The 12,895-nt window shown below is 75.4% G+C and carries 13 protein-coding genes; 10 read left to right on the forward strand and 3 right to left on the reverse strand.

All coding sequences use genetic code 11. The features are described from left to right. Positions 1-128: 128 nt before the first annotated feature. The 9 genes from steA to EDJALFJO_RS29020 all read left to right on the forward strand — a co-directional run bounded on the left by steA (position 129) and on the right by EDJALFJO_RS29020 (position 9,799). Complete coding sequence (steA, locus tag EDJALFJO_RS28980; RefSeq protein ID WP_088289803.1) at positions 129-1,370, forward strand: putative cytokinetic ring protein SteA; 1,242 nt, start codon at positions 129-131, stop codon at positions 1,368-1,370. Positions 1,371-1,386: 16 nt separating this feature from the next. After that, complete coding sequence (locus EDJALFJO_RS28985; protein WP_088289804.1) at positions 1,387-2,460, forward strand: copper transporter; 1,074 nt, start codon at positions 1,387-1,389, stop codon at positions 2,458-2,460. Beyond that, positions 2,457-3,320 carry a hypothetical protein gene (locus tag EDJALFJO_RS34615; protein WP_088289873.1) on the forward strand — a complete coding sequence of 288 codons (864 nt, stop codon included), beginning with the start codon at positions 2,457-2,459 and terminating at the stop codon, positions 3,318-3,320. Before EDJALFJO_RS28985 ends, EDJALFJO_RS34615 begins: the two co-directional genes overlap by 4 nt. Beyond that, positions 3,317-4,951: a murein biosynthesis integral membrane protein MurJ gene (gene murJ, locus EDJALFJO_RS28995; protein ID WP_158220606.1), complete on the forward strand. Its 1,635-nt coding sequence runs from the start codon at positions 3,317-3,319 to the stop codon at positions 4,949-4,951. Before EDJALFJO_RS34615 ends, murJ begins: the two co-directional genes overlap by 4 nt. Then, positions 4,948-6,036, forward strand: a complete 1,089-nt coding sequence (locus EDJALFJO_RS29000; RefSeq protein ID WP_088289806.1) for a glycosyltransferase family 4 protein — start codon at positions 4,948-4,950, stop codon at positions 6,034-6,036. The genes murJ and EDJALFJO_RS29000 overlap by 4 nt, the downstream gene beginning before the upstream one ends. Before the next feature lie 126 nt (positions 6,037-6,162). After that, positions 6,163-7,875 (forward strand): CTP synthase, encoded by a 1,713-nt coding sequence (locus EDJALFJO_RS29005; protein ID WP_088289807.1) that lies wholly within the window; start codon positions 6,163-6,165, stop codon positions 7,873-7,875. A gap of 92 nt (positions 7,876-7,967) precedes the next feature. Further along, on the forward strand, positions 7,968-8,531 hold the full coding sequence (locus EDJALFJO_RS29010) for an NUDIX hydrolase (protein WP_088289874.1): 564 nt from the start codon (positions 7,968-7,970) through the stop codon (positions 8,529-8,531). Positions 8,532-8,595: 64 nt separating this feature from the next. Beyond that, on the forward strand, positions 8,596-9,276 hold the full coding sequence (locus tag EDJALFJO_RS29015; protein WP_088289808.1) for a DUF4190 domain-containing protein: 681 nt from the start codon (positions 8,596-8,598) through the stop codon (positions 9,274-9,276). A gap of 127 nt (positions 9,277-9,403) precedes the next feature. Continuing rightward, a complete protein-coding gene (locus EDJALFJO_RS29020; protein ID WP_088289809.1) occupies positions 9,404-9,799 on the forward strand; it encodes a hypothetical protein in 396 nt (131 codons plus the stop codon). Positions 9,800-9,928: 129 nt separating this feature from the next. Here the strand turns inward: EDJALFJO_RS29020 and EDJALFJO_RS29025 are convergent, their stop codons facing one another. Genes EDJALFJO_RS29025 through EDJALFJO_RS29035 form a run of 3 tightly spaced genes read right to left on the reverse strand, consistent with a single transcriptional unit; the run spans position 9,929 to position 11,696 of the window. Next, positions 9,929-10,429 carry an N-acetyltransferase gene (locus EDJALFJO_RS29025; RefSeq protein WP_088289810.1) on the reverse strand — a complete coding sequence of 167 codons (501 nt, stop codon included), beginning with the start codon at positions 10,427-10,429 and terminating at the stop codon, positions 9,929-9,931. Continuing rightward, on the reverse strand, positions 10,426-11,079 hold the full coding sequence (locus EDJALFJO_RS29030; RefSeq protein WP_088289811.1) for a hypothetical protein: 654 nt from the start codon (positions 11,077-11,079) through the stop codon (positions 10,426-10,428). Before EDJALFJO_RS29030 ends, EDJALFJO_RS29025 begins: the two co-directional genes overlap by 4 nt. After that, on the reverse strand, positions 11,076-11,696 hold the full coding sequence (locus tag EDJALFJO_RS29035) for a shikimate kinase (protein WP_088289812.1): 621 nt from the start codon (positions 11,694-11,696) through the stop codon (positions 11,076-11,078). Before EDJALFJO_RS29035 ends, EDJALFJO_RS29030 begins: the two co-directional genes overlap by 4 nt. A gap of 213 nt (positions 11,697-11,909) precedes the next feature. On the opposite strand from EDJALFJO_RS29035, the gene xerD reads away from it, so the two are divergent. After that, positions 11,910-12,863, forward strand: a complete 954-nt coding sequence (gene xerD, locus EDJALFJO_RS29040) for a site-specific tyrosine recombinase XerD (protein ID WP_088289875.1) — start codon at positions 11,910-11,912, stop codon at positions 12,861-12,863. Positions 12,864-12,895 lie beyond the last annotated feature (32 nt).

The raw sequence follows: 12,895 nt of genomic DNA on the forward strand, positions 1-12,895 counted from the left end.
CCCGCCCCCGACCGAACGAGAACAAGGAAGCCCGCGCCACGAAGAACCACAAAGAGAAAGCGGCAAACCAGGACACGCCCACATCCGGGCGAAGATCTCGCAGGACATGGGACGATCGACCGGTGAGGATGCCGCAGACGAGACGACGTCAGGAGCCCGGCGCGGGCCCAGGCGTCGTCGGCATCGCCCGGGTCGACACACGGACCAAGAACCTGACGAAGCGGCTCAAGCCCGGGGACGTCGCGGTCATCGACCACAGGGACATCGACCGGGTCTCCGCCGAGGCGCTCAAGGCCTGCCGGCCGGCGGCGGTCGTCAACGCGGCGGCGAGCATCAGCGGCCGCTACCCGAACCTGGGCCCGGAGATCCTCATCGAGGCCGGGATCCCGCTCGTCGACGAGGTCGGCCCGGACGTCATGACGGCGCTCCACGAGGGCGAGGTCGTGCGGCTGCACGAGGGCTGCGTCTACGTCGGCGAGGACCTCGTGTCGAAGGGCGTCGAGCAGACCCCGCAGACCGTGACGGCGGCGATGGACGAGGCCCGCGCGGGGCTCGCCGTCCAGCTCGAGGCGTTCGCGACGAACACGATGGAGTACCTGCGCAAGGAGCGCGACCTGCTGCTCGACGGGGTCGGCGTCCCGGACATCACGACGCAGATCGACGGCCGCCAGGTGCTCATCGTCGTCCGCGGGTACCACTACAAGGAGGACCTCGCGACGCTGCGGCCGTACATCCGCGAGTACCGGCCGATCCTCATCGGGGTCGACGGGGGAGCGGACGCGATCATCGACGCCGGGTACACCCCGGACATGGTCGTCGGCGACATGGACTCGGTGAGCGACCGGTCGCTGACGTGCGGCGCCGAGATCGTCGTCCACGCCTACCGGGACGGCCGCGCACCCGGGCTGGAGCGGGTGCAGGCGCTCGGGGTGGATCCGGTGGTGTTCCCCGCGACGGGCACGAGCGAGGACGTCGCGATGCTGCTCGCCGACGACAAGGGCGCCTCGCTCATCGTCGCGGTCGGGACCCATGCGACGCTCGTGGAGTTCCTCGACAAGGGGCGCTCCGGGATGGCCAGCACGTTCCTCACGCGGCTGCGGGTCGGCAGCAAGCTCGTGGACGCCAAGGGCGTCTCGCGCCTGTACCGGCAGCGGATCAGCAACCTCCAGCTCGGCGTCCTCGTCGTCGCCGGGCTGCTCGCCGTGACCGTGGCGCTCTACGCCACCGGTACCCTTCCGGCGGTCGTCTCGGTCGTGGCCGCCCGGCTCGACGACGTCATGTCGTGGATGCGGGGCTGGTTCGTCGACGCCAAGCCCGAGGCGTTCGCGCCGTGGTCCGGCACCGCCGGCCCCCACCTGACGGGCATCTGATCGAGCTGATGGGCACATGATCGACTTCAGGTACCACCTCGTCTCTCTCGTGTCGGTCTTCATCGCCCTGGCCGTGGGGATCCTGCTCGGCGCGGGCCCGCTGCAGCAGCCGCTGGAGCAGGGGGTCTCGCTGACCCTGCAGCAGCAGGTCGAGGCGCTGCGGGCCGACCGGCAGCAGCTGCGCGACCAGCTCGACTCGTCGCAGGCCGGCGTCTCGCACCGCGACGAGGTCATCACCGAGCTCGGCCCCCAGGTCGTCGCCGGCCGGCTGCCGGGACGCAGCGTCGTCCTCGTCGTGCTCCCGGACGCCGCGACCGACCGGGTCGGTGCCCTCACCCGCACGGTCGAGGCAGCGGGCGGCACGGTCATCGGTCGGCTGGAGATCGAGGACGGCTGGACCGACCCGGCACAGGCCGCCGACCGCGAGCAGCTCGCGACGAAGCTCGTCGCGGGGCTGCCGGCGGGGTCCCCGGTCATCGCGGGTGCGGAGGGCGACCCGGACGCCGTCCTCGCCGGGCTGCTCGCGCGGGCGCTCGTGGCAGCGACGGCCGCCGCGGCCGGGACGCCGGACCCGGCGGCGGTGGCGATCCTCGACGGGATGCGGGAGGCCGGGCTCGTCCGGGTCGCCGGGTCCCTGGACAGCAGGGCCGAGCTCGCCGTCGTCCTCGCCCCGGGCGTCGAGTCCGCGACGGTCACCGCGACCACCTCGCCGTCGGCCACGGCGTCCGGGTCCGCCGGCGCCTCGGCCTCCCCGAGCCAGGCCCCCGAGGACCTGTCGGGCGCCTGGAACGCCCTCGCGCTCGCCCTCGACCGCGCGTCGTCCGGCACCGTCGTCGTCGGTCCCGGCTCGTCGGCGACCTCCGGCGGCGTGGTGGCGGCCGTCCGCGGGGATGCCGACCTCGAGGGCAAGGTGACCACGGTCGACACCGGCGGGACGGCGATGGGGGACGTCACGACGGTCGTCGGCCTCGCCGAGCAGGTGTCGGGCCGCGCCGGCCGGTACGGCTTCGGCGCCGGCGCGACGGCCCCCCTGCCGGAGCTCGCCGCGGTCGCCGCCGCGGGCACGCCGTCGGCGACGGCGACGCCGTGAGCCGCCGGGCCTTCGTCGCGGGTGCCGTCGGCGCCGGGCTCGCCCGGGCCGCCTGGACGGCGCTGCGGACGGCGCCGCCCGGCGGCGCCGCGCGCTGGACCCGTACGAACCACGCGGGGGAACCGATCACCCTGCTGGAGGGCCCGGCGTACGCGGCCGCCGCCGCGGGCGCTGTGGCGCTCGCCCCCGGCCTGCCGCCGCGGGTCCGCGCGGGCGCCGTCCTCGCCACGGCCGGAGCGGCCGCCTTCGGGATGCTCGACGACCTCGGCGAGACCGGTACGAGCAAGGGCCTCAAGGGGCACCTCGGCGAGCTCGCCCGTGGCCGGCTGACGACCGGCGGGGCGAAGGTGCTGGGGATCGGGGTCACCGGGCTCGCCGCTGCGGCCCTCGCGCTGCCGCCGGACGACGGCACGGACGACGGTACGAGCGCTTCCGGCCGGCTGGCCCGGCTCGTTGACGTCGCAACGTGCGGCGCGCTCGTCGCCGGCAGCGCCAACCTGCTCAACCTCCTCGACCTGCGCCCCGGCCGGGCGCTCAAGGCGACGCTGCTGTGGGCGGCCCCGCTCGCGGCGACCTCCGGCCCGGGCGGCGCCCTCGCCGCGGCGGCGGCCGGGCCCGCGGTCGTGCTGCTCCCGGAGGACCTGGGAGAGCGCGCGATGCTCGGCGACACCGGCGCGAACGCCGCGGGCGCCCTGCTCGGCACCGCGCTCGTCGCCGGCGCCGGCCGCCGGACCCGGCTCGCCGTCCTCGCCGGCGTCGTCGCGCTGACCCTCGCGAGCGAGCGCTGGAGCTTCACGAAGGTGATCGCCTCGACGCCGGGCCTGCGCGAGCTCGACGCCCTCGGCCGCCGGCCCCGGTGACCCGCGGGCGCGGCGCGCGGGCCGGGACGCTCCTCGGCTCCGCGGCGCTCATCGCGGGGGTCACGCTGCTGGCCCGGGCGACCGGGTTCGGCCGATGGCTCGTGTTCTCCCACGAGGTCTCCGCGCAGTGCGTCGGCAACGCGTACTCGACGGCGAACCAGGTGCCGAACGTGCTCTTCGAGGTCGCGGCGGGCGGCGCCCTCGCCGGGGCGGTCGTCCCGCTCCTCGCGGCGCCGCTGACCCGCGGCCGCGAGGGCCGCGCGGAGGTCGACGCCACGGCGTCCGCCCTGCTCACGTGGGCCGTCGCCGTGCTGCTGCCGGTGTCGCTGCTCGTCGCGGCCCTGGCCGGCCCGCTCACCGATGCCCTGCTCGGCAGCCCCGAGTGCCCCGGCCAGCGTGACCTCGCCGTCCGGATGCTCCTCGTCTTCGCCCCCCAGGTCGTGCTCTACGGCATCGGGACGGTCCTCGTCGGGGTGCTCCAGGCGCACCGCCGGTTCTTCTGGCCGGCGCTGGCACCGCTGCTGTCGAGCGTCGTCGTCATCGGCGCCTACGCGGCGTTCGGGGCGACGGCGGCGGGCCGGCAGGACGACGCGGCGGGGCTGCCCGGCGGCGCGGAGGCCTGGTTGGCCTGGGGGACGACCGCCGGGGTCGCGGCGATGACGCTCCCGCTGCTCGTCCCCGTGCTCGCGACCGGCACCCGGCTCCGGCCGTCGTTCGCCTTCCCGCCGGGGGTCGCCGCCCGGGCCCGGGCCCTGGCGTTCGCCGGCGTCTCGGCGCTGCTCGCCCAGCAGGCGAGCGTCGTGGCCGTCGTCTGGCTCGCCAACCACGGCGGCGTCGAGTCGACGCTCAACGTCTACCAGTACACCCAGGCCGTCTACGTGCTGCCGTACGCCGTCCTCGCGGTGCCGCTCGCCACGAGTGCCTTCCCGCGCCTCGCAGAACGCGCGGCGACCGGCGACCGCACCGGCTTCGCGGCGGCCGCCGCCGGCACGACCCGCGCGGTCGTCCTCGTGGCCGCGCTCGGCGCCGCGGTCGTCGCCGCGACCGCCCCCGGGGTGGGCGCGTTCTTCGCCGCCCTCGACCGCGGGGACGTCGGCCGGCTGCCGGACGCCCTCACCGCCACGGCCCCCGGGCTCGTCGGCTTCGCGCTCGTCGCGCACCTCGGGCGGGCGCTCTACGCCCTCGAACGCGGCCGCGCCGCGGCGGTCGCGACCGCCGCGGGCTGGCTCGTCGTCACCGTCGGGTCGGTCCTCGCGGTCGTCGTCGGCAGCGGTGAGGACGCCGTCGTCGCCCTCGGCGTCGGGTCGAGCGTCGGCATGACCGTCGGCGGAGCGCTGCTGCTCGTCTCACTCGCCCGGGCGGCCGGGCGGGAGGCGCTCACAGGGCTGCGCCGGACCGCGCTCGTCGCCCTGGCCGGCGGCCTCGCCGGGGCCGTCGCCGGCCGGTCCGCCGCGGACGCAGTCCTTGGTGCACTCGGCGCGAACGGTTCCGCCGCAACAGGTTCCGGCGGGTCGGCCGCCCCGGGTCTGGCGGCCTCGGTGGCGGCTGGCATCGTGACCCTCATGGTGCTCGCGGCGGTCACGGCAGCCTTCGACCGGGACGTCCTGCGCCGGCTGCGGGGTGCCGCATGAGGGTGCTCCTCACCCTGGGGACGAGCGGCGGCGGGGTCGGCCGGCACGTCCGCGCGCTCGAGCAGGGTCTCGCCGCTGCCGGCGACGACGTCCGGGTCGCCGGGCCGCCCGCGACGGCGCGGGCGTTCGGCTTCGAGCGCTTCGACCCCGTCGAGGTGAGCGACCGGCCGCGGCCCGGCGACGTCGCCGCCGTCCGCCGGTTGCGCCGCCTCGGCCGAGACGCCGACGTCGTCCACGCGCACGGCCTACGGGCCGGGGCGCTCGCCGTCCTCGCCCGGGCCGGGGCGCGCCGCGGTCGCCGCCCGGCGCTCGTCGTCACGCTCCACAACGCCCTCGTCTCCGGCGGCCGGGTCGCCGCCGTCCACACCGTCCTCGAGCGTCTCGTCGCCCGCGGTGCGGACGCCGTGCTCGTCGTGAGCGGCGACCTGGGGACCCGGATGCGCACCCTCGGCGCCGCGAGGGTCGACCTCGCCGTCGTCCCCGCGCCGGTCCGCGAGCCCACCCCCGGCGTCGCACCGGCCGCCGTCCGGGCCGCGCTCGGGGTGCCGGACGGCGCCGCCCTGCTCGTCACGGTCGCCCGCCTGGCGCCGCAGAAGGGCCTCGACCTGCTCCTGGACGCCGTGGCCCGCCTCGTCGCGGACGGCGTGCCCGTGCTCGCCGTCGTCGCGGGCGGCGGTCCGCTGGGTGCGCCGCTGCAGGCGCGGATCGACGCCGAGCGACTGCCGGTCCGCCTCCTCGGCCATCGGGACGACGTCCCCGACCTGCTCGCCGCCGCGGACGTCGTCGTGTCGCCGAGCGTCTGGGAGGGCCAGCCGCTCAACCTCCGGGAGTCCCTGCGGGCCGGGGCAGCCGTCGTCGCGACAGACGTCGGCGGGGTCGCCGCGGTCGTCGGGGACGCCGCCGTGCTCGTCCCGTACGGCGAGCCCGCGGTGCTCGCGGACGCCGTCGCGAAGGTCGTCACCGACGCCGACCTGGCCGCTGACCTGCGACGACGCGCGGTCGTGCGGGCGCAGACGCTGCCGACCGACGCGGACGCCGTGGCGCAGGTCCGCGCGGTCTACGCGGCCGTCGTCCGGCCGGCCTGAGCGCCGCGGGCGCGTCGTCGCGGCGCCCGTCACCGTCCGCGTACGGGGCGTCACCGACTCGCCCGGACGCGGGCAAACGGGGGAGGGGCACCGAACCCCGCCCGACGACTGTTAGGCTCGAAGCCCGTGGCGCAGCGGACTGAGCGGGCAGCGGGAAAGTCGTCGACGAGGCACATCTTCGTCACCGGGGGCGTGGCCTCCTCACTGGGCAAAGGCCTCACGGCCTCGAGCCTGGGTCATCTTCTTCGAGGGCGCGGCCTACGGGTCGCCATGCAGAAGCTCGACCCCTACATCAACGTCGACCCGGGAACGATGAACCCGTTCCAGCACGGGGAAGTCTTCGTGACGGACGACGGGGCCGAGACCGACCTCGACATCGGGCACTACGAGCGGTTCCTCGACGTCGACTTCGAGAAGTCGGCGAACGTGACGACCGGCCAGGTGTACTCGGCGGTCATCGCCAAGGAGCGGCGCGGTGAGTACCTGGGCGACACCGTCCAGGTCATCCCGCACATCACCAACGAGATCAAGGCCCGGATGCGCGCCCAGGCGGCGCACGACCCGGGCCTCGACGTCATCATCACCGAGATCGGCGGCACGGTCGGCGACATCGAGTCGCTGCCGTTCCTCGAGGCCGCCCGGCAGATCCGCCAGGACGTCGGCCGCGACAACGTGTTCTTCGTCCACGTCTCGCTCGTGCCGTACCTCGCGCCGAGCGGCGAGCTGAAGACGAAGCCGACCCAGCACTCCGTCGCCGCGCTGCGCAGCATCGGCATCCAGCCGGACGCCATCGTCTGCCGCGCCGACCGGGACATCCCCGAGGGCGTCAAGCGCAAGATCGCCTCGATGTGCGACGTCGACGAGGAGGCCGTCGTCACCGCGGTCGACGCGCCGTCGATCTACGACATCCCCAAGGTGCTCTTCGACGAGGGCCTCGACGCGTACGTCGTCCGCCGACTCGGCCTGTCGTTCCGGGACGTCGACTGGACGAAGTGGAACGAGCTGCTGCGCCGCGTGCACCGGCCCGCGCACCGGGTCGAGGTCGCGCTCGTCGGCAAGTACGTCGACCTGCCCGACGCCTACCTCTCGGTCACCGAGGCGCTGCGCGCCGGCGGTTTCGACCGTGACGCCAAGGTCGACATCCGCTGGGTCGCGTCCGACACGTGCGAGACGCCCGAGGGGGCGCGCCGGATGCTCCACGGCGTGGACGCCGTGTGCGTGCCCGGCGGCTTCGGCGTCCGGGGCATCGAGGGCAAGCTCGGTGCGCTGCGCTGGGCGCGCGAGAACCTCGTCCCGACGCTGGGCCTGTGCCTCGGCCTGCAGTGCATGGTCATCGAGTTCGCCCGGGACGTCGCGGGTCTCGAGGGGGCGAGCAGCACCGAGTTCGACCACGACAGCGTGCACCCCGTCATCGCGACGATGGAGGAGCAGAAGCAGATCGTCGCGGGGACCGGGGACATGGGCGGCACGATGCGCCTGGGCTCCTACCCGGCGCTGCTCGCCGAGGGCTCCGTCGTCCGCGAGGCCTACGGCGCCGAGCGGATCACCGAACGGCACCGGCACCGCTACGAGGTGAACAACGCCTACCGGGAGCGCCTCGAGCAGGCCGGGCTCGTCTTCTCCGGCGTCTCGCCCGACCGCTCGCTCGTCGAGTTCGTCGAGCTGCCGCGCGACGTCCACCCGTACTACGTCTCCACGCAGGCCCACCCGGAGTTCAAGTCCCGCCCGGACCGCGCGCACCCGCTCTTCGCGGGGCTCGTCGGAGCGGCACTGGAGCGGCAGTCGTCCGAGCGGCTCCTCGAGGTCGAGGCCGCCGGCGCCGCGTCGGTCACCGCGTGACCGCGGACGACGGCCGGGCCGACGTCGAGGGGCCGTTCGCGGACGTCCCCGGTGGGCGGCCCGTGCTCGGCACATCGGTCGTGCACCACGGGATGATCTGGGACGTCGTCCGCGACCGGGTCGACCTCGGCGAGGCCGGTGTCGTCGAGCGCGAGTACGTGCGGCACACCGGTGCCGTCGGCGCGCTCGCGATCGACGACGAGGACCGGATCCTCCTGCTGCGCCAGTACCGGCACCCGGTGCGGCACGAGCTGTGGGAGCCACCGGCCGGGCTGCTCGACGTCGCGGGGGAGCCGCCCCACCTCACCGTGCAGCGCGAGCTCGCCGAGGAGGCCGACCTCGTCGCGAGCGACTGGTCGGTGCTCATCGACTGGTTCAGCTCGCCGGGCGGCATGGACGAGGCGATCCGGGTCTACCTCGCGCGCGGCCTGTCGCCGGTCCCCGAGGCCGACCGGCACACCCGCACCGGCGAGGAGCACGGGATGCCGCTGCGCTGGGTGCCGCTCGACGAGGCGAAGGACGCCGTCCTCGGCGGCCGGATCCACAACCCGGCCGCCGTCGTGTCGATCCTCGCCGCCTGGGCCGCCCGGGCCGAGGGCTGGACGACGCTGCGCCCGGCCGACGCACCGTGGCCGCAGCACCCCGGGAGCCGCTGAGTCGAACGGGTCCGCGCCGCCCGGGCCGGCCCCCCGGGCGCCGAAGATCCACTACCGTGCGGCCATGGCGCAGCCTCCCTGGGGCCCGCCGCCCGGTCCCGCGTTCGAAGGTCCGGACCTGAGGCCCGCCGGCCCGCCGCCCGCCAAGGGCACCAACGGGTTCGCCGTCGCCGGGCTCGTCCTCGGCATCTTCGGCGGCGCCCTGCTGTCCACCGTCTTCTCGCTCGTCGCGCTGAGCCAGATCAAGAAGAACGGCGGCCAGGGGCGCGGGATGGCGATCGCCGGGCTGGTGCTGTCCGGGCTGTGGGTCGTCGGCGTCGTCACCGCGATCGCGATCGGTCTCTCGTCGTCGGCGGACCGGGGCGGCTCGGGCGAGGTCGTCGGCGCCGGGTCGGTGTCCGTCAAGGACGTGCGGGTGGGCGACTGCGTCGAGAAGTGGGCCGAGGACGCATCCGTCGTCACGGTCCGGCTCACCCCGTGCGCGAAGCCGCACGACGCCGAGGTCGTGGCGAACGACGACCTCGTCGCCCGGGACGAGGCCTACCCCGGGGACGACGAGGTCCGCCGGATGGCGGGCGAGCTGTGCTCGGGCAAGGTCGACGCGCTGGACGAGTCCCGGCTGCCGGAGACGGGCTCGATCGCCTACTTCCGCCCGCTCGAGGCCTCGTGGCGGGACGGCGACCGGAAGGTCTCCTGCCTCGTCGTCGCCGACACCCCGATGACGGGCTCGCTCCTCGGACCCTGACGACCCGCGCGCGCCGGCGGTCGGTCCGTTCGCAGAATTCCCGGTATCTCCGGTTCGTGCCCCTCCCTCCATCCCGTCGGACGCGTCCGCAGGCCCGCGGGCGGCCGACACGCAGGGGGAACCAGAGATGCCCAGTGAGTTCGACGCCAGGATCAAGCTCGTCTACCCCGTCGACAGCGGGACCTTCTTCACCGTCGACGACGTCGCGCGCGGCGACTCGTTCGACGTCGTCGCCAACGTGGAGATCGGCCCGCAGCTCAACGGGGTCGTCGACGCCTTCGACCTCAAGATCGGGGTCGTCAACCTCACGCAGTCCAAGAGCGTGGACGTCGTCAACGTCAACGGCCCGCTGACGCCGGCGGTGGCGCCCTTCACGTCCGAGGAGCGCGTGACGATCCCCGCCGGCTGGCAGGGCAAGGCCGACGTCGGCGACGTGCTCCAGGTGACGGCGTCCTACAAGGTCACCGCCGGGGCGAACACCGACTTCTCGACCGCGATGAGCGACACCTTCGTGGTCTCCTGAGCCGGGAGCCGTTGCAGCGCAACAGAACAGCACCGTGATGCAGCAGGGCGGGAGGGCCGACGGCCCCCCGCCCTGCCGCGTTCCTCGGAGTCTGCCGTTCCGGCGTGGAGCCGTCGGCGGACCACCGGGTCAGAGGGACTTCACCATGATCAGGCAGGGGCTGCCGGGCCACAGGTCGAGGTTCTCCTCGAGCGGCTCGAACCCGTTGCCGGCGTAGAACGTCCGCGTCCGCGCGTAGAAGGGATCCGGGTCGGTGGGGCCGAGCGTCTTGACCTGGAGAAGCCTTACGCCGTCCGCCCGCAGGTCCGCTTCTGCCGCGGCCAGCAGCGACCTTCCGACGCCGCGCCCGTGCCACGCCGGGTCGACGGCCATGAGGTGGATCTCGGCAGAGGGCGGGAAGTGTCGTGCCGTCACGAGCACACCGACGACGTCCCCGGATGCAGGGTGGGTCGCGGCACCGGACGCCGTCGGCTCTAGCGGACAGGCAAGGTACGTCGGGTGCGAGGCGGAGTGCCGGACATAGTCCAGAAGCGCATCCTCCATGCCGAACCAGTCCGGCAGCGCCCGCAGGATCCGTTCGACGGCCACGGGGTCGCGCCGTCCGCGGACGACCACCACCGGGGTGCTCATGCGCCGCCGGCCCCGCCCAGGGCGGCGGGAGAAGGGCGGACCGGGCGCGGCCGGACGCCGGCCCGGCGCTGCTCGAGCGCGGCGAGCCGGGCGACGACGTCGGCGTCGTCGCGGCGCCACGCGTCGACGGCGTCGGGGGAGATCCGTGCGATGTCGTGCACCGGGCGGGTCGCGAGTGCCCGCAGCGCGAGCAGGCTCTGGCCGCCGGGCATCGCGGCGAGCGCCGCGGTCTCGCCGGCGCGGCGGGCGAACCGGTAGCGGGCGGGCAGCCAGAGCAGGACGACGGACAGCACCGGGGCGAGCGCGACCACGAGCGCGAGCGGCAGGGCGAGCCCGGTGACCCGGTCTCCGAGGTCGCGGCCGGCGTCCGCGATCGTCTGGGCGGCGCCGCCCGCCGCGGTGAACGGCCTGCCGAAGGTGTCGCCGACGAGCGGCACCTGCCCGGCCTGGTCCGCCGCGCCGTCGAGGCCGTCCTTGATGCCCGCCGCGCCGCCCTGCACCCGGTAGCCGACGTCGCCCACGGACCGCACGGCATCGTCGACGGCCATCGCGAACTTCACCCAGAACCAGCACCAGACGACGACGGTGAGGTCGGCGCCGATCTGGAGCAGCGCGCGCAGCGGGGACGCCGAGTACGGCCGCAGCGTCACCGCTCCGCCCTCCGCGCCGCCACGGCCGTGACGCGCCGCTCGACGTCGTCGACGAGGGCAGCGACGGACACCTGCCGGGCCGCGACGTCGGCGGCGGGGTCGACCGGGTCGAGCCGGACGGCGACGTCCGCGACCTGCTCGAACAGCGGACGGCGCCGGGTGTCCATGCCGCGGAGCATCTCCAGCAGGTCGGGGCCGTACTGCGGGCGGTGGCCCCCGACGTGCTGCCGGGCGACGAGCTCCTCGGGGCGGGCGTCGAGCCAGACGACGATCGCCCGCCGCGCGAGCGCCTCGCGGCAGGCCGGGACCTCGACGACGAACGCCGCGCACGCGACGACCGCGGCCGGCTCCGCCGCGACGGCGTCGAGCACGTGCTGCGCCTCGAGCGCGTGGAGCCCGTCGGCGCCGCGCTCGGCGGCCAGCTCGGCCGCCGTCCGGCCGGTCGCGGCCTGCAGGTCGACGTCGCTGTCGCGCAGCACCCGGCCCCAGCGCCGGGCGAGGGCGCTCGCGACCGTCGTCTTGCCGGCGCCCATGAGCCCGGTGACGACGACCGGCACCCCGGGAACGGGGTCGTGGTGCTCCTGGGCGACGGGATCGCTCACGTCGTGGGTGCTCACGGTTCGGTCTCCTCCCGCGCGGGCCCCGGCGGCCGCGCGGCCAGCATAGGGACGCCGCGGCGACCCGCCCGTGAGCACGCAAAGCGGTGCACCGTCGGACCCCGGTCCTAGAGTGACGCCACCGGTGCGCCGCCCGTCCGTGGCGCTCCACGGCCGGGGGAGGTGCGCCCGCTGACGCTCACAGGTGACGACGTCGACGCCGGGCTTGCCGGCATCGCCCCGACGGTGGTCCGGTCGGCGGCCCGCTCCCCGCTGGAGCGCGCCGTCCGGGGCTACCTCGAGCACCTCGGCGTCGAGCGCGGCCTCGCGGCGAACACGCTGTCGGCCTACCGGCGCGACCTCGAGCGGTACGTGGCCTTCCTCGCCGCCCGCGGCGTCCGCAGTCCCGGGGAGATCACCGAAGAGCACGTCAGTGGCTTCCTCACCGCGATCCGGACCGGTGAGGACGGCCGTGCGGCGCTCAAGGAGACGTCCGCAGGCCGGGCGATCGTCGCCGTCCGCAACCTGCACAAGTTCCTGCTCCTCGAGGGTGCGGTCACCGGGGACGCCGCGGTCGACGTCCGGCCGCCGACGACCGCCAAGCTGCTGCCCAAGCCGATCACGGTCGCTGAGGTGACCAGGCTGCTCGACGCCGTCGCGCTGCCGGGCACGCCGTCCGCCGTCCGCGACCGGGCCCTGCTCGAGCTGCTCTACGGCTGCGGTGCCCGGATCAGCGAGGCCGTCGGGCTGGACGTCGACGACCTCGACCTCGACGAGGGGCTGGCCCGGTTCCGCGGCAAGGGCGACAAGGAGCGGATCGTCCCCGTCGGCAGCTTCGCCGTCGCCGCGCTCGAGGCCTACCGGGTGCGGGTCCGGCCGGCGCTCGCCGCCCACGGCCGTGGCACGCCCGCGCTCTTCCTCAACACCCGCGGCGGGCGGCTGTCCCGGCAGAGCGCCTGGTCGGTGCTCCAGGTGGGCGCGGAGCGGGCGGGCCTCGCGGGCCGGGTCTCGCCGCACACCCTGCGGCACTCGTTCGCGACGCACCTGCTCGAGGGCGGGGCCGACGTCCGCGTCGTCCAGGAGCTCCTCGGGCATGCGTCGGTCGCGACGACGCAGATCTACACGAAGGTCGCGCCGGAGACGCTCCGCGAGGTCTACGCGGCCGCGCACCCCCGTGCACTCGGCTGAGAGAGCGACTTGATACGGTCTGCGTGACCATT

The organism is Kineosporia sp. A_224 (genome assembly GCF_002198655.1).
In the GTDB taxonomy this organism is placed as follows: Bacteria; Actinomycetota; Actinomycetes; order Actinomycetales; family Kineosporiaceae; genus R-H-3.